The sequence below is a fragment of the Bacillus sp. FSL R5-0416 genome, from assembly GCF_037975425.1.
GTDB classification, from domain to species: Bacteria; Bacillota; Bacilli; order Bacillales; family Bacillaceae; genus Bacillus; species Bacillus subtilis.
On record NZ_CP150252.1, the window covers coordinates 1,847,159 to 1,871,360 of the forward strand.

Genomic DNA, 24,202 nt, shown 5'->3' on the forward strand with positions numbered 1-24,202 from the left:
AAATTCTCGATGCCTTCAGATCAGGAGAATTAACCATTTCTGAGGTGGAAGAACATCTTAAAGGCATGAAGCGGCAGTTGAAAAGCCCGCTTTCAGAAGGGCAAAAAGGGCTGTGGATGCTTCAAAAAATGTCTCCTGGGATGAGTGCATATAACATTCCTTTATGCTTTCGCTTCAGCAAACCAATACATGCAGAGACGTTCAAGAAAGCCCTTCTGTTTGTACAGAGACAATATCCGGTCTTAGCCAGTGTGATTCAAGAAGAAAATGGCATTCCATTTCAATCGGTTCAGTTATCAAAGGATCTTTATTTTGTGGAAGAGGATATATCAGCAATGAAATCAGCAGATATTTTGCCTTTTCTAAAAGAAAAAGCAAAAGAACCTTTCCAGTTGGAAGCTGGTCCGTTATGGCGCACACACCTTTTTCATCGGTTAGAAGAATGCATTGTTCTTATAACAATTCACCATATCATATTTGATGGTGTGTCGATGCTGACATTGATATCGGCGCTATTCGAAGCGTATCAACAATTGCTGAATGGGATTGAACCCTTGCAGCAGCCATCAACAGCTGATTATTACGATTTTGTCGATTGGGAAAAACGGATGCTGACTGGCAGAGAAGGGGAAGAGCATCTCGCTTACTGGAAAGAACAGTTGTCTGGGAGTCTGCCAGTTCTTGATTTGCCTGCTGACCGTCCGCGGTCTTCAGCACGAAAATTCAAGGGGCAAGCTTATAAAAGCTTGCTCCCCCATCACCTGAGAAATCAAATTAAATCGTTTGCCCGCACCAATCATGTGAATGAATCGGTTGTGTTTCTCTCCATTTACAAAGTACTGCTGCATCATTATACAAAACAAAAGGATATCATTGTTGGCGTTCCGACAATGGGTCGGCAAGAAGACAGATTTGAAACCCTAATCGGTTATTTTATCAATATGATGGCTGTTCGGAGCAAGAATATCGGATCTCAGCCATTAACAGCATTTATTCGGGAACTGCAGCTGACAGTGGCTGACGGTCTGGATCATGCGGCGTTTCCGTTTCCTGCATTGGTAAGAGAGCTGAATGTAGACCGCTCGGCCGCGGATTCTCCGGTTTTTCAAACAGCCTTTCTGTACCAAAATTTTTTTCAGGCAACAGGTTTGCAAAAAGTGCTCGAACCGTATCAAACGCTTGGCATCGAATATATTGAAGACATTCGGCAAGAGGGTGAATTTGAGCTGGCGCTCGAAATATATGGGCAAGAAAATGAAACAGTGCTTCATCTTCTGTACAACCCTGATTTGTACGAACTGTCCTCCATTGAAAGCATGATGGAGAACTATATGAAGCTCGCGCAGCACATGATGGAGGACCCGTCTTTGCCGCTTGAAGCTTACTCTTTGCAATTAAATCAAGAACAAACTAGTTTGCTGGAACAATGGAATGCGACAGGGACAAACATCGCAAATGACAAGTGTATACATGAGGTGTTTGAGGAAAAAGCGAAACAAATCCCTGATGCGGTTGCTGTCATGTTTGAAGACAGATCACTTACATATAAAGAAGTAGATGAAAAAAGCACATCTGTGGCAGTCTACCTTCAACATCAGGGTGTTGGACCTGAACAGCCCGTTGGCATTTGTGCAGAGCGTTCGTTTGATATGATCATCGGAATTTTAGGAATACTGAAAGCTGGCGGAGCGTATGTGCCGTTAGATCCAAGTTTTCCGCAAGAACGATTAGAGTACATGCTCAAAGACAGTCAGGCATCCATTGTCCTCACCCAACCTAACGTTCATGATAGGATTAGCGGATTAACTGGCAGCCGTGTAAAAGCGATCAATATCGAGTTAGCTTGCCGAAACGATTATACAGACCAGCAAAGCAGCGGTTTAAAGCGGGAAGTAAAACCGGAACACCTCGCTTATATTATTTATACATCGGGAAGCACTGGAGAGCCTAAAGGGGTTATGGTAGAGCATCGGAGCATTATGAATACCCTGAATTTTCTTGAATCTCACTATCCTGTAACGGCTGAGGATGCATATCTATTGAAGACGAACTATGTGTTTGATGTATCGATCTCAGAATTATTCGGATGGTTTATTGGAGACGGCCGTCTTGTGATTCTTCCGCCTAATGGGGAGAAATCACCGCAGCTTTGCATGGATTATATTGAAACATATAAAGTGACTCACATTAATTTTGTGCCGGCCATGCTGCATGTTTTTTTAGAAATAGCGAAAGACAACAAGCGATTCACAGAGGATGGTCCGCTGAAGTATATGATGGTTGCAGGTGAAGCCTTCCCTAAAGAATTAGTGAAAAAGGCGGTATCACTCTTTACAAACTGCCGTGTTGAAAATATATACGGACCGACGGAAGCCTCCATTTACGCTGCGTATTTCGGATGCGGAAAAGGAGATATCGCGAGTCACCATACACCGATTGGAAAGCCTGTCTCCAACACGAAAATTTACATTGTGGACCAGCATTTGAAGCCTGTCCCGATCGGAAAGCCTGGTGAGCTTTGCATCGCTGGAGCCGGCTTAGCAAGAGGCTACTTTAAAAAGCCGGGGCTTACGGCTGAAAAATTTATTGATAATCCCTTTGAACCAGGGACGAAGCTATATCAATCGGGTGATTCAGCAAGGTGGCTTCCTGACGGCAACATAGAATACTTGGGACGGATTGACAGCCAAGTCAAAATACGCGGTTTTCGCGTAGAGCTGGGCGCAATAGAAACAAAGCTGAGTGAATTTCCGGGCATTTTAGATCAGGCGGTAGTGGTGAAGCAGCTGGAGGGCCATCAACAGCTCGCTGCTTATTATACAGAGGAAAGCGGACATGCCTCTGCCAATCCAAAAGATCTGCGCCTTCATCTAAAATCGAGTCTGCCCGAATATATGATACCTTCACACTTTATCCGCTTAGATGAGCTTCCATTATCGCCCAGCGGAAAAGTGAACCGTAAAGAATTAGAAAAACGCGATATCGTGTTCAACAGAAGGAAACCAAATCACTTGCAATTAACGGAAATAGAGGATCAGGTGCTGCGCATTTGGGAGGAAACGCTCAAGGTCAGCGGAATTGGGCCGGAAGACGGATTTTTCGATGCGGGCGGCGATTCGCTTCTGGCTGTAGCTGTGGCTGAACGAATCAAAAAAGAATTCGATTGTGAGTTTCATGTTACTGAGCTGTTTGAGTATTCCACGATCCGTGCAATCAGTGAATACATTTTGGAGATGAAAAACTCAGATCTAGCCGGGACACAAAATGAAGATCATTATGATATCAAAAAAGATAGAAAACACCTAGAACAGAAGATTCCTCCTTATTTTGACGACAGTGTTGCGATTGTGGGGATATCTTGCCAGTTCCCGGGTGCGAAAAATCATCATGACTTCTGGAACCACATCAAAGAAGGCAAAGAAAGCATACGATTCTTTTCTGAAGAAGAGCTTCGCGCAAATGGAGTTCCCGAAGAATTGATACAGCATCCTGACTATGTGCCGGTGCAATCTGTGATCGAAGGGAAAGACTTATTCGATCCCGGTTTCTTTCAAATCTCGCCAAAAGATGCTGAGTATATGGACCCTCAGCTCCGCCTCTTATTGCAGCACTCCTGGAAAGCGATTGAAGATGCAGGATATGTGGCTAAGGAGATTCCGGCAACAAGCGTATATATGTCTGCAAGCAGCAATTCATATAGAACGTTATTGCCGAAGGAGACAACAGAAGGACATAAATCACCGGATGGCTATGTCTCATGGGTTTTAGCCCAAAGCGGAACCATTCCCACAATGATCTCACATAAGCTCGGATTAAAAGGGCCAAGCTATTTTGTTCATTCTAACTGTTCTTCATCACTAGTCGGTTTATATCAAGCATACAAAAGCCTGACATCGGGCGAATCACAATATGCGCTTGTCGGAGGCGCAACATTGCACGCACAATCAGCGATCGGCTACGTGCACCAAAACGGGTTGAATTTTTCAAGCGACGGGCATGTGAAGGCGTTCGATGCTTCGGCTGACGGAATGGCCGGAGGTGAAGGCGTAGCAGTCATCCTGCTGAAAAAAGCTGTGGATGCCGTAAAAGACGGAGACCATATTTATGCCATTATGCGCGGAATAGGCATCAATAATGATGGGGCAGAGAAGGCCGGCTTCTATGCGCCTAGTGTAAAAGGCCAAACAGAAGTGATACAGCATGTATTGGATACAACCAAGATCCATCCTGAAACGGTCAGTTATATTGAAGCACACGGTACGGGAACGAAATTAGGCGATCCTATTGAAATGTCTGCTCTAAATAAAGTGTACAAGCAATACACCGACAAAACACAATTTTGCGGAATTGGTTCAGTGAAAACGAATATTGGCCATTTGGATACAGCTGCGGGGTTAGCCGGATGCATTAAAGTTGCGATGAGTTTATACCATAATGAACTTGCACCGACCATCAACTGTACGGAGCCGAATCCGGATATAAAGTTTGAAAGCTCTCCTTTTTATGTTGTCCGTGAACGAAAATCGTTAGAGAAACACGCAGGTGTCCATCGGGCGGCTCTGAGCTCATTCGGCCTTGGCGGAACTAACGCCCATGCAATATTTGAGCAATATGAAAACATTTCTGATGCAGGTACCGAAAACGAAGGCAATCAGCCTTACATCATTCCTATATCAGCAAAAAATAGTGAACGGCTCCAAGTATACGCGAAGGAAATGCTGTCCTATATCAGTCAAGACGAGCAAAGGCATTTCTCTTTAAGAGATATTGCATATACCTTCCAAGTCGGCCGTGAAGCAATGGATAACAGGATCGTTTTTATAGTGAACGATCTGGAAGAGTGGAAACATCAGCTGGAAGCTTTTGTGACTGGAAAGCCGCTCGCAGAAGGCTGTATCCAAGGAGAAAAAACGAGAATGACATCCGCTGAACAGCTGCTTGGAAATGCTGAAGCAGATGATATGGCTTCATCACGGATATCAAAAGAAGAATTGAGAAAGCTTGCCGAGATGTGGGCAAATGGCTTTCACGTTGAATGGCGCAGGCTCTATCCAAATACAAAGCCACGCCGCATCAGCTTGCCGACATACCCTTTTGCCGAAGAACGATACTGGCCTGAAAGCAGCACCGGCGCTATCACAACAATTGAACCATCTCGTTTGCATCCTTTGGTGCACCATAATACATCGGTTCTGTCAGAGCAGCGTTTCAGCTCCATTTTCACAGGACAAGAGTATTTTATTGCCGAGCATATCATTAAAGGCATGGCGATTTTGCCGGCGGCGGTCACGCTTGAAATGGCAAGAGCCGCTATAGAACAAGGAATTGGCGGATTGGAGGATCATGAAACTGGAATCAGGCTGAAAAATGTCGTGTGGATTCGCCCGGTTGTAGCAGGAAGTGAGCCGGTTCAGGTAAATATCGGACTTTACGATGAAGATGGCGGACACATTGCTTATCGGATGTATGGTGAGCCGGAATCCGCTGATGCAGAACCAGTTGTATATAACCAAGGTATAGCGGAATTGATTCAGTTAAAGCGAGAAAAAGCACTGGATCTTTCTAAGATCAAGAAACAATGTGATCAAAGCAGAATGGATGCTGCCTCGTTTTATGAAGGGATGATCGGCGCCGATTACGGTCCAGGTTACAAGAGTGTAGAGGCCGTATATAAAGGCGGCGGCCAGCTGCTTGCCAAATTATCACTGCCAGAATCTGTTGCACATACGTTGGGCGATTATGTTCTTCATCCAAGTGTAATGGACGGGGCGTTACAGGCGGCTGAATATTTGCAAAATGTCGTCAGAGCGGAACTTTCAGACACTGAAGACTTTAAGGCAGCACTGCCATTTGCCCTGGAGGAACTTGAGGTCTTTCGTCAGTGCGTTTCTGACATGTGGGTTTATGTTCAATTCAACTCGAAAAACAAACCAGGAGATTTGATACAGAAAGTCGATATTCACCTATGTGATGAGCATGGCATGATCTGCGTGCGGCTGAAAGGATTTTCGACGAGAGTGATGGAGGCAGATATACAAACCGAACCATCAAAAATCAACGCTGAAACTTTATTGCTTCAGCCCGTTTGGCAAGAACAAAAGGCTGCTAACAGCTTAGCTGCAAAAAAATATGCAGAGCATCTCGTGTTCCTATGTGAATATGATCATGTGACGAGAGAACAGATTGAAGCAGCCATCGAGGATGTCCATGTATACAGCCTGGAAGCAAGGCCTTCTTCAGTAGATGGGCGTTTCCATTCTTATACAGAACAAGTGTTTAAAAAAGTACAAGAGATCATTCGTATGAAACCGAAGGACGGCATTCTCGTTCAGATCGTAACCTCTGCAGAGGGAGAACAGCAATTGTTTTCAGGGTTGACAGGACTGCTGAAAACAGCTTGTCAGGAAAATGCCAAACTAACCGGCCAAATGATTGAAGTCAGCGGTGAAGATAGTGGAGAAAGCATCGCTGGCAAACTGTTAGAAAATCAAATGAGCGGCGATTCATATGTCAAATATCAAAACGGGACACGGTATATTGCTGATTGGCGTGAAATTAAACAGGCAAAAGGCGTCGGCAGCAAACCGTGGAAAGACAATGGCGTTTATCTCATTACAGGAGGTGCCGGCGGACTAGGTCATATTTTTGCAAAGGAAATTGCGGAACAAACGAAAAATGCGACAGTCATTCTGGCAGGCCGCTCACCTCTTAGCGAAAGCAAAAGCAAAAAGCTGGAAGAGCTTCATAGCAAGGGGGCTGACATCACCTACCGGCAAACAGATGTTACCAATAAAATTGAAGTCTATCAGCTCATTGACGACATTCAAAAAAGATATGGCCGTCTGAACGGTATTCTTCATAGTGCCGGAATCATCAAGGACAGTTACCTGGTTAATAAACAGGCAAAAGATCTGCACGATGTACTGGCGCCTAAAGTAAAAGGGCTTGTTTATCTAGACGAAGCGAGCAAGGATTTGCCTTTAGACTTCTTTATTCTCTTTTCATCTCTTTCAGGAAGTTTAGGGAGCATTGGCCAGTCTGACTATGCGGCAGCCAATGTATTTATGGATATGTATGCAGGCTATCGAAATAGGCTTGCCGACCTCAGCCAGCGGCATGGGAAGACGCTTTCTGTAAACTGGCCTTTATGGAGAGATGGAGGCATGCAGGTCGATCAAGAAACTGAGAAAAGGCTTGTGCAACTGGCCGGTATTGTTCCTATGAGGGCAGAAAAAGGAATTCAGGCATTATATCAAGCACTTCATTCAGAGGCAAACCAAGTAATGGTGATCGAAGGCGATGTACAGAAAATAAAACAAAACATGCTGGCCAAAAACGCCTCCGCACCTATGGAAAAGAAGGAAGCAGAACACATGACTGAACAAATAAATAGCATTGATACAGACAGTTTGCTGGATAAAGTAAAGGCGATGTTAAAGCGAGAGATCGCCAAGCTGTTAAAGGTCAAGCTTGAAACGATTGATGATCATGCTGAGATGACGGTGTATGGTTTTGATTCTATCTCCATGACTGAATTCACCAACCATATCAATCGCGCCTATCAGTTAGAGCTGACGCCAACCGTATTTTTTGACCACCCGACGATTCATGCGTTTGGCAAGCATTTGTCAGAAGAATATCAATCGGTATTTGCGAAGACATTTGCTGTGCGCGCTGCATCGGCTCAGCTTCAGCCTGCTGCGAAACAGGAACAAGCCGTGCGTGCCAAAGCTAAAAGACGCAGAAAGCAGCAAGTCACGCTGCCAAACGCCATACAGAGCGATGCTGGGCCTGAGCCAATTGCCATTGTGGGCATAAGCGGGATTTTCCCTATGGCGAAAGACGTTGAGGCGTACTGGAACATCTTAAAAGAGGGCAAAGACTGCATGACGGAAATCCCGAAAGATCGCTGGGATTGGCGTGAATATGAAGGTGATCCGGCGAAGGAAGTCAATAAAACGAACGTGAAATGGGGCGGTTTTATTGACGGTATTGCAGATTTTGATCCATTATTCTTTGGCATTTCCCCGCGTGAAGCTGAACAAATGGAACCTCAGCAGCGCTTACTGCTGACTTACGCCTGGAAAGCGATCGAAGATGCAGGATATTCGGCGAAAAGGTTGTCAGGCACAAAGACCGGCGTCTTCATCGGAACGGGAAATACAGGATACAGCTCTCTTCTATTTAAAGCGAATTCGGCAATAGAAGGATCAGCGGCAGCCAATACGAGCCCATCGGTCGGTCCGAACCGGGTCAGTTATTTCCTTAATCTGCACGGGCCGAGCGAACCGATTGATACAGCGTGCTCAAGTTCACTAGTGGCGATCCACCATGCCATCTCTTCAATTGAGGAAGGCACTTGTGACATGGCATTAGCCGGCGGTGTAAATACGATTATCCTTCCTGAGGTGTATATCAGCTTTGATAAGGCGGGAGCACTGAGCAAAGAAGGAAAATGCAAGACATTTTCAGATCAAGCCGATGGTTTTGCACATGGGGAAGGTGCCGGCATACTGTTCCTGAAAAAATTAAAAGCGGCTGAAGAAGCGGGAGACCACATTTACGGAGTCATAAAAGGCAGTGCAATCAATCACGGCGGCCGTGCAGCCTCTTTAACGACTCCCAATCCGAAGGCGCAGGCAGATGTTATTCAGTCGGCATATCAAAAAGCGGGAATCGATCCGAAAACCGTGACCTACATTGAAGCCCACGGAACCGGGACGGAGCTTGGAGACCCGGTTGAAATTAACGGTTTGAAATCAGCTTTTAAAGCATTGGGTGTAAATGAAGGAGACACATCAGCCAATCCTTACTGCGGTTTAGGTTCTGTAAAGACAAACATTGGCCACTTATCGCTGGCAGCCGGTGCAGCAGGAGTTATTAAAATATTATTGCAGCTTAAGCATAAAACCTTAGTGAAAAGTCTGCATTGCGAAAACGTGAATCCATACATTCAGCTGAAAAACAGTCCGTTCTATATCGTACGGGAAACGGAAGAATGGAAAGCGCTGAAAAATGAACGGGGAGAAGAGCTTCCTCGCCGGGCAGGTGTCAGTTCATTTGGAATCGGCGGGGTAAACGCCCACGTGATTATCGAGGAATATATTCCGGAAGCATCCGATGAGAATATACCATCCATCACGCCGGAACATCCGGGTATTTTCGTTTTATCGGCTAAAAATGAAGCGCGGCTAAAAGAACATGCACAGCAGCTGGCAGATGCGCTTGATAAGCAAACATATAGTGACGTAAATCTCGCCCGAATCGCTTATACACTGCAAGCCGGACGGGATGCGATGGAAGAACGTCTCGGGATTATTTCCGGTTCCATTGAGGATGTACAGCAAAAGTTAAAAGACTTTGCAGCAGGCAAAAGCGGTGTGGAGGATGTATTTAAAGGCAGGATTGATAAAGGCACACTCCAAATGCTGACAGAGGACGAAGAGATTCAAGAAGCTGTCGAGAAATGGATGGAACGGGGAAAGTATGCAAAATTGCTTGAATTATGGGTAAAGGGGCTTGATGTAGACTGGACGAAATTGTATGGCGAGAATCTGCCAAAGCGCATCAGCTTGCCGACGTATCCTTTCGCAAAAGACCGTTATTGGATCTCTGATCATATTGAAAAAAGCAGCAGCATTGATGCAAATCAAGCAGCCTCCCGCCTTGGCGGAGCCGTGCTGCATCCATTAATGCATCAAAACACATCGAATCTCTCGGAACAAAGGTTTAGCTCTATTTATACGGGAGAAGAGTTTTTCCTTGCTGATCATGTTGTGAAAGGCCAACGGATTTTGCCGGGAGTGGCTCATCTTGAATTGGCGCGGGCAGCTGTTGAGCAGGCCGCAGAGGTACAAGGTGTACCGCGCATCATGAAGCTAAAGAATGCGGTGTGGGTGCGGCCTATTGTTGTAGAGGATCAGCCGCAGCAAGTACACATTAGGCTTTTACCGGGAGAAAATGGTGAGATATCTTATGAAATCTATGGTCATTCAGACGTTACTGGCGAACAGTCAATCGTCTACAGTCAAGGCAGCGCGGTATTGAATCCTGCTGGAAATCTGCCGGCGGTTGATTTGCAATCTCTGCGGGAGCAGTGTCAGGAAAGCCATTTCAGCGTAAACGAAGTATACGACACCTATCGAATGATTGGATTTGAATATGGTCCTGCTTATCGCGGAGTGAAAAAAATCTATACAGCTGAACAATTTGTTTTGGCAAAATTGTCATTGCATCCGTCAGCTGCAGATACGCTCAGCCAATACAAAATGCACCCTGGGCTGATGGATTCTGCTTTGCAAGCGTCAAGCATTTTGACAGGCGCCGGGGATAACCAGCTGACACTGCCTTTTGCGGTCCAGGAGCTTGAAGTCTTCGGAGCATGTTCGTCAGAAATGTGGGTCTACGCAAGATACAGCCAAGGCAGCAAGGCAACTGATAAGGTGCAAAAGCGCGATATTGATGTTTTAGATGAGAGCGGCAATGTTTGCGTACGGATGAAAGGATTATCTTTCAGAGCAGCGGAAGGCGGCTCTGGATCGGCGGAATCTGATCAAACGCTGGAAACCCTGATGTTTGAAGAAAAATGGGTGCCTAAGGATTTTAAAAAAGAAAGTCCTGAGCCTCATTACGAACGGCACATTGTCATGCTTTGCGACATGAATGGCCTCTCAAAAGATCGCATTGAATCAAGAATGACAGGAGCGGAATGCATCGTTTTGGAGTCATTCCGCGAAGGACTTGCAGAGAGGTTCCAGGATTATGCCGAACAAGCGCTTGAGACGGTCCAGGGTCTTCTCAAAAGCATACCTCAGGGCAATGTTCTGATCCAGCTGCTTACCTCTGCACAAAGAAAGCAGTACTCATTCTCAGGGCTATCGGCGCTCCTTAAAACTGCCGGTATGGAGAATAAAAAACTAATCGGCCAGACGATTGAAATCGATTCACATGAAAATGTTGAAAGTGTAATAGAAAAACTGAAAGAGAATAAAAGGCACACAGAAGATCAGCACATCAAATATGAAAAAGGCAAACGGTACATCAATGATCTGGATGAAATGCAAATAGATGATCGGGAAATAAGCATGCCGTGGAGAGATAAAGGTGTATACCTCATCACGGGCGGCGCGGGAGGACTTGGGTTTATTTTTGCAAAAGAGATTGCTCGTCAATCTGAACAGCCTGTTCTCATTCTGACAGGCAGATCTGAGTTGAATGCGGAGCAGCAGGCGGAGCTTAACGAGCTTCAGCAATTAGGGGCTCGCGCAGAATACAGGCAGGTAGACGTAACACAAACGGAAGCAGCCTTAGAGCTTATCACAAGCATTACGTCTGATTACGGAGACTTGAATGGCGTCATTCACAGCGCAGGGCTGATTAAAGATAACTATCTTATGAGCAAAACCAATGAAGAGCTGACACAAGTTTTAGCTCCTAAGGTGAAAGGGCTTGTGAATGTGGATGTGGCAACCGAGCATCTTGCGTTAGATTTCTTTATCCTCTTTTCTTCAATATCAAGTGTTGCTGGCAGCGCGGGACAGGCGGATTACGCAATGGCTAACGCATTTATGGACAGGTATGCTGCTTATCGAAATGCGCTTGTAACCGCTATGTACAGACACGGGCAAACGTTGTCGATCAATTGGCCGCTCTGGAAAGAAGGCGGCATGCGCGCGAATAAAGAAATTGAAAACATGACGTTGAAAAACACAGGTGTGACTCCAATGCGGACCGAGACCGGCATTCAAGCGCTGTATAAAGCTTTGGCATTTGGCAAAGATCAAGTCATCGTCATGGAAGGATTCAAAGACATGATGAGGGAAAAGCTGACTCAAAAGCCATCTTCTGATGATGTACCAATGAAAACAGTGCAAGTACGGGTGACATCTGAAGCAAGAATGGATCAAGGGAATATGTTTGACCACATTCAAGAAGTTTTAAAGCAAACAATCTCTCAATTGCTCAAAATCAAACCTGAAGAGATTGACCCGGACATGGAGTTTAATCAATATGGATTTGATTCGATTACGTTAACTGAATTCGCAAATACACTGAATGAGAAGTACAAGCTGGATCTTACGCCTACGATCTTCTTTGAGCACGCAACTGTTTATGCATTTGCAGGGTATCTGTCAGAAGAATATCCAAATGCTTTTACAGCTCAAACGCCTGCCAAAGCTGAGGTGCTGATGCAGCCTGTCGAACAGAATATAAAAAATATGATGTTTTCGACTGAAAACCGCTTTGTAAAACCTTCGGCAACACCAATGCAAAAGGAAGCTGATCACAAGCCTGAGCCTATTGCGATTGTTGGGATGAGCGGCGTTTTCCCAAAGGCAAAAGACATTGAGGAATATTGGAAGAACCTGTTATCGGGCACGGATTGTATTACAGAGGTTCCAAAAGACCGCTGGGATTGGCAGGAGTATTACGGAGACCCTCTGAAAGAAGCGAATAAAACAAACGTCAAATGGGGCGGTTTTATTGATGAAGTAGCTGACTTTGATCCATTGTTCTTCGGCATATCTCCGCTGGAGGCTGAGCAGATGGAGCCTCAGCAGCGCCTGTTAATGACCTATGCGTGGAAGGCGGTAGAAGAAGCGGGACACTCAGCGAGAAGCCTGGCAGGAACCAAAACGGGCATCTTCATCGGGACAGGAAACACAGGGTACAGTTCACTTCTGTCAAATGTAGACATCGAAGGCTCAGCGGCTGCGAATATGAGTCCTTCTGCAGGACCGAATAGAGTCAGTTATTTCCTGAACATTCATGGACCGAGTGAACCGATCGACACTGCGTGCTCAAGCTCTTTGGTCGCCATTCATCATGCGGTTTGCGCCATTGAAAATGGAAACTGTGAAATGGCGATTGCGGGAGGGGTCAACACGGTCGTAACTCCGCAAGGCCATATCGCCTATGATAAGGCCGGGGCGTTGAGCAAAGAAGGAAGATGCAAAACATTTTCTGACAAAGCCGATGGATTCGCAGTCAGTGAAGGTGCCGGCATTCTCTTTCTGAAAAAGCTGACAGCGGCTGAACGAGACGGTGATCATATTTACGGTGTCATTAAAGGAAGTGCGGTAAACCACGGTGGCCGCGCAAATTCTCTAACGACTCCTAATCCGAAAGCTCAGGCGGATGTCGTAAAAACAGCATATGAAAAAGCGGGAATTGATCCAAGAACCGTAACTTATATTGAAGCGCATGGGACTGGAACCGAGTTGGGCGATCCAGTAGAAATCAACGGCTTAAAAGCGGCATTTAAAGAGCTGTATGAAAAAACGGGGGACCCGGCTGTTCATGGCAGCCATTGCGGACTTGGATCAGCGAAAACAAACATCGGTCACTTATCGCTTGCGGCCGGTGTGGCGGGTGTCATTAAAGTGTTATTGCAGCTCAAGCATAAAACGCTTGTCAAAAGTCTGTACAGTGAAACTGTTAATCCGTATATCAGACTGGATGACAGCCCGTTTTATATTGTGCAGGAATCGAGAGAGTGGCAGGCGCTTCGGGATGAAGCCGGCCGAGAGCTGCCGCGCCGCGCAGGCATCAGTTCGTTCGGGATAGGCGGCGTCAATGCCCACGTGGTCATTGAGGAATATATTCCGAAAGAAACAACCCATCCTGCAACAGCACCAGCTGTGACAGCACAGCACCCGGGCATCTTTATTTTGTCGGCAAAGGATGAAGATCGTCTGAAAGACCAAGCCCGGCAATTAGCAGACTTTATCAGCAAGCGATCTATCACTGCTCGTGAACTCACTGATATTGCTTATACACTCCAAGAGGGGCGTGATGCAATGGAGGAGAGATTAGGGATCATCGCTGTCTCGACTGGGGACTTGCTGGAAAAACTGAACCTCTTTATAGAAGGGGGCACCAATGCGAAGTACATGTACAGAGGCAGAGCAGAAAAAGGTATCGCACAAACATTGAGATCAGATGACGAAGTACAGAAAACGCTCAACAATAGCTGGGAGCCTCACATATATGAAAGCCTGCTTGATTTATGGGTAAAAGGCATGGAAATAGGCTGGAGTAAACTGTATGACGGCAAACAGCCGAAACGCATCAGCCTCCCTACCTATCCATTTGCGAAAGAACGCTACTGGATAACGGATACGAAAGAGGAGGCAGCCGCCCATCAAACAGCTTTAAAAACAGTCGAATCAGCAGCTTTGCATCCATTGATACATGTCAACACATCTGATTTGTCAGAGCAGCGTTTCAGCTCGGCCTTTACAGGTGCTGAGTTCTTTTTCGCCGATCATAAGGTGAAGGGAAAACCGGTTATGCCGGGCGTGGCATATCTTGAGATGGTTCATGCTGCCGTTACAAGAGCAGTGAGAAGAACCGAAGATCAACAATCTGTTATTCACATCAAAAATGTTGTGTGGGTGCAGCCGATTGTGGCGGACGGCCAGCCTGTGCAAGTGGATATCAGTCTAAATCCCCAGCAGGACGGCGAGATTGCTTTTAACGTCTATACAGAGGCTGCACACAATGATCGAAAGATACATTGTCAAGGCAGTGCTTCAATCCGCGGGGCAGGAGACATTCCAGTCCAGGATATCAGCGCGCTTCAAGACCAATGCAGTTTAAGCACACTCTCACACGACCAGTGTTATGAATTGTTTAAGGCGATCGGCATTGACTACGGACCTGGTTTTCAAGGGATAGATCGGCTTTACATCGGCCGCAATCAAGCCTTGGCAGAGCTTTCTCTGCCTGCTGGTGTAACTCACACACTGAATGAATTCGTTCTTCATCCAAGTATGGCCGACTCTGCTTTACAAGCGTCGATCGGGCTAAAGCTGAATTCCGGTGACGAGCAGCTTTCTCTGCCTTTTGCACTGCAAGAGCTAGAAATATTCAGCCCGTGTACAAATAAAATGTGGGTGTCTGTGACATCTCGTCCTAATGAGGACAAAATACAGAGACTGGATATTGATTTGTGTGATGAACAAGGCCGAGTGTGTGTAAGAATCAAGGGGATTACCTCAAGGCTGCTGGAAGAAGGCATACAACCGCCAGACGGGCCGACATCACTAGGAAACTCCAAAGCAACTCTTAACGGAGCGCTTCTTATGGCGCCGATATGGGATCGAGTGCAGCTGGAGAAGAGGATCATTTCGCCTGCTGATGAGCGTGTTGTCATCCTCGGAGGGGATGACAACAGCAGAAAAGCTGTTCAAAGGGAGTTTCCGTTTGCCAAGGAGCTGTACATTGAGCCGAACGCATCAATTCATAGAATTACAGGCCAGCTTGAAGCACTCGGATCGTTTGACCACATCGTGTGGATGTCTCCATCTCGTGTGACAGAGTGCGAAGTCGGCGATGAAATGATTGAAGCCCAAGATCAAGGCGTCATTCAAATGTATAGGCTCATTAAGGCAATGCTTTCTTTAGGCTATGGACAGAAGGAGATAAGCTGGACGGTCGTGACGGTGAACACACAATATGTTGATCAGCATGATATTGTCGACCCGGTCGATGCCGGGGTACACGGCCTGATCGGTTCAATGACAAAAGAATATCCAAATTGGCAGATAAAGCTGATCGATGTTAAAAAATACGAAGACCTGCCGTTATCTCAACTCCTTTCCTTGCCTGCCGATCAAGAAGGGAATACGTGGGCCTATCGAGACAAGGTCTGGCATAAGCTTCGTTTGATTCCAGTACACAACAATCAACCGGTGCACACGAAGTATAAGCACGGAGGTGTTTATGTTGTCATAGGCGGAGCTGGCGGTATTGGTGAGGCGTGGAGTGAATATATGATCAGAACATATCAGGCGCAGATCGTTTGGATTGGCAGAAGGAAAAAGGATGCAGCCATTCAAAGCAAGCTGGACAGACTTGCACGTCTAGGGCCAGCCCCGTATTACATTCAAGCAGATGCGGCTAACCGAGAGGAATTAGAACGCGCGTATGAAACAATGAAACAAACGCATCGTGAAATCAACGGCATCATCCATTCTGCGATTGTCTTACAAGACCGAAGCCTGATGAATATGAGTGAGGAATGTTTCAGAAACGTTCTTGCTGCAAAGGTTGATGTAAGCGTGCGAATGGCTCAAGTTTTCCGGCATGAACCACTGGATTTTGTTTTGTTTTTCTCTTCCGTACAATCGTTTGCAAGAGCTTCCGGACAAAGCAATTACGCTGCGGGCTGCAGTTTTAAGGATGCTTTTGCACAGCGGCTGTCTCACGTATGGCCTTGTACAGTAGCCGTGATGAATTGGAGTTATTGGGGAAGCATTGGTGTTGTTTCATCACAGGATTACCAGAAGAGAATGTCTCAGGCAGGCATAGGCTCAATTGAAGCCCCTGAAGCAATGGAAGCTTTGGAATTGCTGCTCGGGGGACCGCTGAAGCAGCTAGTAATGATGAAAATGGCAAACGAAACGAATGATGAAGCGGAACAGGCAGAAGAAACGATTGAAGTGTACCCGGAAACTCACGGCTCCGCCATTCAAAAGCTGCGAAGCTATCACCCGGGTGACAGCACAAAGATTCAACAACTGTTATAGGAGGGGAAGCGCCAATGCTGAACACAGAAGACATTCTCTGTAAAATGCTTTTCGCACAATTACAGTCCATAGGGTTTTTCACAGAAAGTAAATCCCAGCAGGTATTGGAGAATTTCTATGGCAGATGGTTTGAAGAAAGCCAATCGATTTTAGAACGGCATCAATTTCTCAAGCGAACGGAGAACGGATATATTCCAACACGCTCAATAGGCACCATGAGCGAGCTGTGGAAAGAATGGAATGAACAAAAATTTGACCTGCTTCAAGACAATAATATGAAAGCCATGGTGACATTGGTGGAGACAGCACTTAAAGCCTTGCCGGAGATTCTGACCGGCAAGGCGTCAGCCACCGATATCCTGTTTCCGAATTCATCTATGGATTTAGTAGAAGGGGTCTATAAAAACAATCAAGTCGCAGACTATTTTAATGATGTTCTTGCAGATACGTTAACAGCCTATCTGCAAGAACGTCTGAAGCAAGAGCCTGAGGCGAAGATTCGAATATTAGAAATCGGAGCCGGGACCGGCGGGACAAGCGCGGCTGTTTTTCAAAAATTGAAAGCATGGCAGACACATATAAAAGAATATTGTTATACAGATCTGTCTAAAGCTTTTTTAATGCATGCAGAAAATAAGTATGGTCCTGACAATCCATATTTGACATATAAACGATTTAATGTCGAGGAGCCTGCGTCTGAACAGCATATTGATGCGGGAGGCTACGACGCGGTCATCGCGGCAAATGTGCTTCATGCCACAAAAAATATCCGGCAGACATTGCGAAATGCAAAAGCAGTTTTGAAAAAAAACGGGCTGCTCCTTTTAAATGAAATTAGTGATCATAATATATATTCGCATTTGACGTTCGGCCTTTTAGAGGGCTGGTGGCTGTATGAGGATCCTGATCTCCGCATTCCGGGCTGCCCGGGCCTGTATCCGGATACTTGGAAAACGGTGCTTGAGAGTGAAGGATTTCGCTATGTTTCCTTTATGGCTGAACAATCGCATCAGCTCGGCCAGCAGATCATTGCCGCTGAAAGTAACGGAGTCGTCCGTCAAAAGAAGAGAACGGGGGCAGAAGAAGATCCAAGCCATATACAAATGAATGCTGAAATCGATCATTCACAGGAAAGCGATTCTCTCATCGAACAAACGGCACAATTTGTGAAGCATACGCTGGCAAAATCAATCAAACTATCACCAGAGCGTATTCACGAAGATACGACATTTGAGAAGTATGGAATTGATTCGATTTTGCAGGTGAATTTCATTCGTGAATTAGAAAAAGTGACGGGAGAGCTTCCAAAAACCATTTTATTTGAACATAACAACACAAAAGAACTCGTCGAATATTTAGTAAAGGGGCATGAAAATAAGCTCCGGACAGCATTGTTAAAGGAAAAAACGAAGCCTGCAAAAAATGCAGCTCCACTTCAAACAGAGCGTACAGATCCTAATAAGCCATTTACTTTTCATACACGCCGCTTTGTTACAGAGCAGGAAGTCACTGAAACTCAGCTAGCAAATACCGAACCACCAAAAAAAGAAAAGACAAGTAATTTGCAAGGAACACATTTTAATGATTCTAGTACAGAAGATATCGCAATAATCGGGGTAAGCGGGCGCTATCCGATGTCTAACAGTTTAGAAGAGCTTTGGGGGCATTTAATCGCCGGAGACAATTGTATTACAGAGGCACCGGAATCCAGATGGCGCACATCTTTATTGAAAACATTATCAAAAGATCCAAAAAAGCCGGCAAATAAGAAACGCTATGGCGGATTTTTACAAGATATAGAGGCATTTGACCATCAGCTTTTTGAGGTGGAGCAAAATCGGGTGATGGAAATGACACCGGAACTCCGTTTATGTTTAGAAACCGTCTGGGAAACGTTTGAGGACGGCGGCTATACGCGAACCCGGCTGGATAAATTGCGGGATGATGACGGAGTAGGTGTTTTTATAGGGAATATGTATAACCAGTATTTTTGGAATATCCCATCTTTAGAGCAGGCAGTCCTCAGCTCAAATGGGGGAGACTGGCACATTGCAAATCGCGTTTCCCACTTTTTTAACCTGACCGGACCGAGTATCGCTGTCAGCTCAGCGTGCTCTAGTTCATTAAACGCCATACATCTTGCGTGTGAAAGCCTGAAATTGAAAAACTGCTCAATGGCGATTGCTGGAGGTGTCAATTTAACACTCGATCTCTCTAAATATGATTCTTTGGAGCGTGCCAATCTGCTGGGAAGCGGCAATCAAAGCAAAAGTTTTGGCACAGGAAACGGGCTTATTCCCGGGGAAGGCGTCGGAGCTGTCCTGTTAAAACCGCTTTCGAAGGCGATGGAAGATCAGGATCATATTTACGCTGTGATCAAAAGCAGTTTTGCCAACCATAGCGGCGGAAGACAGATGTATACAGCTCCGGACCCGAAGCAGCAAGCAAAGTTAATTGTCAAGTCGATTCAGCAGTCGGGCATTGATCCAGAGACTATCGGCTATATTGAATCGGCGGCAAATGGTTCGGCGCTGGGCGATCCTATTGAAGTAATTGCCTTAACAAACGCGTTTCAACAATATACAAACAAGAAACAGTTTTGTGCGATAGGCTCTGTCAAATCCAATCTGGGGCATTTAGAGGCGGCTTCCGGTATTTCTCAGCTGACAAAAGTGCTGCTGCAGATGAAGAAAGGGACGCTGGTGCCGACAATTAATGCGATGCCTGTCAATCCAAATATTAAGCTGGAACACACGGCTTTCTATCTTCAGGAAGAAACAGAGCCATGGCATCGCTTGAATGATCCTGAAACTGGAAAACAATTGCCACGCAGAAGCATGATCAATTCCTTCGGAGCGGGGGGAGCCTATGCCAATCTTATTATAGAAGAATATATGGAGACGGCCCCTGAGAAAGAACATATCGCTCCCCGCCAGCAGGAATTCACTGCCGTTTTCTCAGCCAAAACAAAATGGAGCCTGCTTAGCTATCTAGAAAATATGCAATTGTTTTTAGAGAAGGAAGCTTCTCTGGATATTGAACCCGTTGTACAGGCTTTACACAGGAGAAACCATAATTTAGAGCATAGGGCTGCATTTACAGTGACATCAACTCAAGAGCTGTTCGAAAAACTAAAGGTGTTCCGAACATCAAGAGAAAGCTCACTCCAGCAAGGCATCTATACATCATTCGATTTACAGCCATGTGCGGAATCAGCATCTAGGGATAGAGAAATAAACGCAGCAGAGCAATGGGCACAAGGGGCATCGATTGCTTTTAAAGAAGCTGATATAGGGAACCGAACAGGCTGGGTTCATCTGCCTCACTATGCATTTGACCATAATACATCATTTCATTTCGATGTATCGTCTATCAATGAGAAATCGTCAGATGTTGAAGACAATATCAATCAGCCGGTCATTCAAGATCAATTCACTTATGATGAGCCTTACGTTCAAGGACACGTCTTCAACAATGAACGGGTGCTTGTCGGTGCCACATATGGCAGTCTGGCCATTGAAGCATTTTTTAACCTGTTCCCTGAGGAAAACAGCGGCCGTATCAGCAAATTAAGTTATACCAGTCCAATTGTCATCAAACAAGGCGAGACCATTGAACTTCAGGCAAAGCCGCTGCAAAAAGATCAAGTCATAGAACTGCAAATCATGTATCGCGAGCCGTCCTCTGGTTTGTGGAAGCCTGCCGCAATCGGACAATGCGGAATCGGTTCTTTTGAGCCAAAAAAAGTCAATATCGAGAACGTTAAGCATTCATTAACTAAGCTTCATCACATCGATCAGATGTATAAAACCGGAAACGGTCCTGAATGGGGAGAGTTATTTAAGACAATTACTCATCTCTACAGAGACCACAAGTCTATACTGGCAAAAATTCGCCTGCCCCAAAGCGGGCCGGCAAATGGGCACCATTACATTGTAAGCCCATTGATCACAAACAGCGCGTACTTGGCTATCCTCAGTTTCTTAGAGCAGTTTGACATGACAGGCGGCTTCCTGCCGTTTGGAATCAATGATATCCAGTTTACAAAGCAAACGATAAAAGGGGATTGCTGGCTTTTGATTACATTGGTTAAGAATACAGGTGACATGCTGCTGTTTGATGTAGATGTGATCAATGAGTCGTCAGAAACAGTGCTGCACTACTCGGGCTACTCGCTTAAACAGCTTCGTATTTCGAATCAAAGAGGAAATCAAAATAAGGCCATCAAAGCCAGCAATCTGAAAGCTCGTATCAGAAGCTATGTAACAGATAAACTGGCAGTAAACATGGCCGATCCGTCAAAATTGTCAATTGCAAAAGCGCATATCATGGATTTTGGAATCGATTCTTCTCAATTGGTTGCACTGACAAGGGAGATGGAAGCAGAGACAAAGATCGAATTAAATCCGACTCTGTTTTTTGAATATCCGACTATTCAAGAGCTAATCGACTTTTTTGCGGACAAACATGAAGCATCATTTGCTCAGCTGTTTGGTGAAGCTCATCAGCAGGAAGAACGCCCAGCTCAAATTGAAAACCAAATGAAACAGATTCCGGCATACGAGACGAACACGGATAAAACAATCGAACACGCGGCAGACGGCATAGCCATTATCGGCATGTCGGGACAGTTTCCGAAAGCAAACAGCGTAACGGAATTTTGGGATAACCTTATCCAGGGAAAGAACTGTGTCTCTGAAGTGCCGAAAGAACGCTGGGACTGGCGCAAATATGCCGCAGCCGATAAGGAAGGGCAATCAAGCCTTCAATGGGGCGGTTTTATAGAAGGAATAGGTGAGTTTGATCCCCTGTTTTTTGGCATATCGCCTAAAGAAGCGGCGAATATGGACCCACAGGAGTTTCTGCTCTTGATACATGCATGGAAGGCGATGGAAGATGCAGGCTTAACAGGGCAGGTTGTATCCAGCCGCCCGACAGGGGTATTTGTCGCAGCCGGCAATACGGATACAGCTGTGGTTCCTTCCCTAATTCCAAACCGTATATCCTATGCACTTGATGTAAAAGGGCCAAGTGAATATTATGAAGCTGCCTGTTCCTCAGCTCTAGTGGCTTTGCACAGAGCTATACAATCCATTCGAAATGGCGAATGTGAGCAAGCCATTGTCGGGGCTGTGAATTTGCTGCTTTCACCAAAAGGCTTTATTGGCTTTGACTCAATGGGCTATTTGAGTGAGAAAGGACAGGCCAAATCCTTTCAAGCAGATGCAAATGGCTTTGTCAGAAGTGAAGGAGCAGGAGTTCTCATCATTAAACCATTGCAAAAAGCCATTGAAGATTCTGACCATATTTATTCGGTTATTAAAGGTTCAGGTGTATCGCATGGCGGCAGGGGAATGTCACTTCACGCGCCAAATCCGGCCGGCATGAAGGATGCAATGCTGAAGGCTTATCAAGGAGCGCAAATTGATCCCAAAACGGTGACCTATATAGAAGCACATGGGATCGCCTCTCCATTGGCAGACGCGATAGAAATAGAGGCGTTAAAGTCAGGCTGCAGTCAGCTCGAATTGGAACTTCCACAGGAAGTACGGGAGGAAGCGCCATGTTATATCAGCAGCTTAAAGCCGAGCATCGGACACGGTGAACTCGTATCAGGCATGGCTGCTCTTATGAAGGTCAGCATGGCGATGAAGCATCAAACAATACCAGGCATAACCGGATTTTCGTCTTTGAATGACCAGGTGTCATTAAAGGGCACCCGTTTCCGCGTGACTGCCGAGAATCAGCAATGGAGGGATTTAAGTGACGATGCAGGCAAAAAAATTCCGCGCAGAGCGAGTATCAACAGCTATAGCTTTGGAGGCGTAAATGCGCACGTCATTTTAGAAGAATATATTCCTTTACCAAAACCACCGGTTAGTATGAGTGAGAATGGTGCCCACATTGTAGTTCTTTCTGCAAAGAATCAAGACAGGCTAAAAGCAATTGTTCAACAGCAGCTTGACTATCTGAATAAACAACAAGCACTGTCATTACAAGATTATGCTTATACACTCCAAACCGGCCGAGAGGAAATGGAAGACCGCCTGGCGCTCGTCGTCCGCAGTAAAGAAGAACTGGTAATCGGCTTGCAAGAACACTTAGCTGCAGAAAAAGGCGATAAGCCGAAAAGTTCTATACCTGTCTTTAGCGGAAATGCAGAAAATGGCTCGTCAGATCTCGAAGCCTTGCTGGATGGTCCATTAAGAGAAATGGTGATCGAGACTTTGTTGTCTGAAAACAACCTTGAAAAGATCGCGTTTTGCTGGACAAAAGGGGTGCAAATCCCATGGGAGAAGCTTTATCAAGGAAAAGGTGCCCGCAGAATACCGTTGCCAACCTATCCATTTGAAAAGAGAAGCTGCTGGAACGGCTTTCAAGCAGTAGAGAATACGCCTTCTGTTTCACAGGATGAGCGTATCAACAACAGCAGCGATCATCACATATTAGCAAATGTACTAGGGATGGCTCCGGATGAACTGCAGCCTCATAAGCCATTGCAGCAGTATGGATTTGATTCAATTTCTTGCATACAGTTATTACAGCAATTGCAATCAAAGGTGGACCCTCTCATTGCCTTGACGGAGCTTCAAGCATGCCATACTGTTCAGGACATGATGGACTTGATCGCAAAGAAACAGGAGGATACATCCTTACAAAATGATCAAGCTCGCACGTTTCCGGAATTGATACCGTTAAATGACGGCAAGCGGGGGCGCCCTGTCTTTTGGTTCCATGGCGGAGTAGGAGGAGTTGAAATCTATCAGCAATTTGCACAAAAGAGCCAGCGCCCTTTTTACGGCATTCAAGCCAGAGGATTCATGACTGATTCTGCTCCTTTGCACGGAATTGAACAAATGGCTTCCTATTATATAGAGATCATTCGATCCATACAGCCTGAAGGTCCTTATGATGTAGGCGGATATTCCTTAGGCGGGATGATTGCATATGAAGTCACTCGCCAGCTGCAAAGCCAAGGCCTTGCTGTCAAAAGCATGGTGATGATTGACTCCCCATATCGTTCTGAGACAAAAGAGAATGAGGCATCTATGAAAACGTCAATGCTGCAAACAATTAATACGCTGCTGGCATCGATTGCGAAACGGGAAAAGCTTACGGATGTTCTCATCAGCCGTGAAGAGGTGGACATAAGCTTAGAGGATGAAGAATTCCTGTCTGAGTTGATTGACTTGGCAAAAGAACGAGGGCTAAACAAACCAAATAAGCAAATACGTGCGCAGGCTCAGCAAATGATGAAAACACAGCGCGCCTATGATTTGGAGTCGTACACTGTTAAGCCTCTCCCTGATCCTGAGACGGTAAAATGTTATTATTTCCGCAACAAAAGCAGGTCTTTCTTTGGTGATTTAGACACTTATTTCACTTTATCAAATGAAAAAGAACCGTTTGATCAAGCTGCTTATTGGGAGGAATGGGAGCGGCAAATTCCCCATTTCCACCTGGTGGATGTCGATTCTAGCAACCACTTCATGATATTAACCGAACCGAAAGCGTCAACAGCCATGTTAGAATTTTGTGAAAAGCTTTATTCAAACAGGGGAGTAGTGAATGCGAATTTCCTTAAGGCTTTCCGGAAGAAACATGAAGCGAGGGAAGAAAAAGAAACAGATGAATTGGTGAAGCGCTGAGAAAACACAAACGCCCCCTCT

At 45.6% G+C, this 24,202-nt stretch carries 2 protein-coding genes; both read left to right on the plus strand.

What is annotated here, in order from left to right; translation table 11 throughout:
* Nucleotides 1-65: 65 nt before the first annotated feature.
* Nucleotides 66-16,532 (plus strand): amino acid adenylation domain-containing protein, encoded by a 16,467-nt coding sequence (locus NYE20_RS09570; RefSeq protein ID WP_339185227.1) that lies wholly within the window; start codon nucleotides 66-68, stop codon nucleotides 16,530-16,532.
* 14 nt (nucleotides 16,533-16,546) lie between these two features.
* On the plus strand, nucleotides 16,547-24,181 hold the full coding sequence (locus NYE20_RS09575; protein WP_339185043.1) for a beta-ketoacyl synthase N-terminal-like domain-containing protein: 7,635 nt from the start codon (nucleotides 16,547-16,549) through the stop codon (nucleotides 24,179-24,181).
* Nucleotides 24,182-24,202 lie beyond the last annotated feature (21 nt).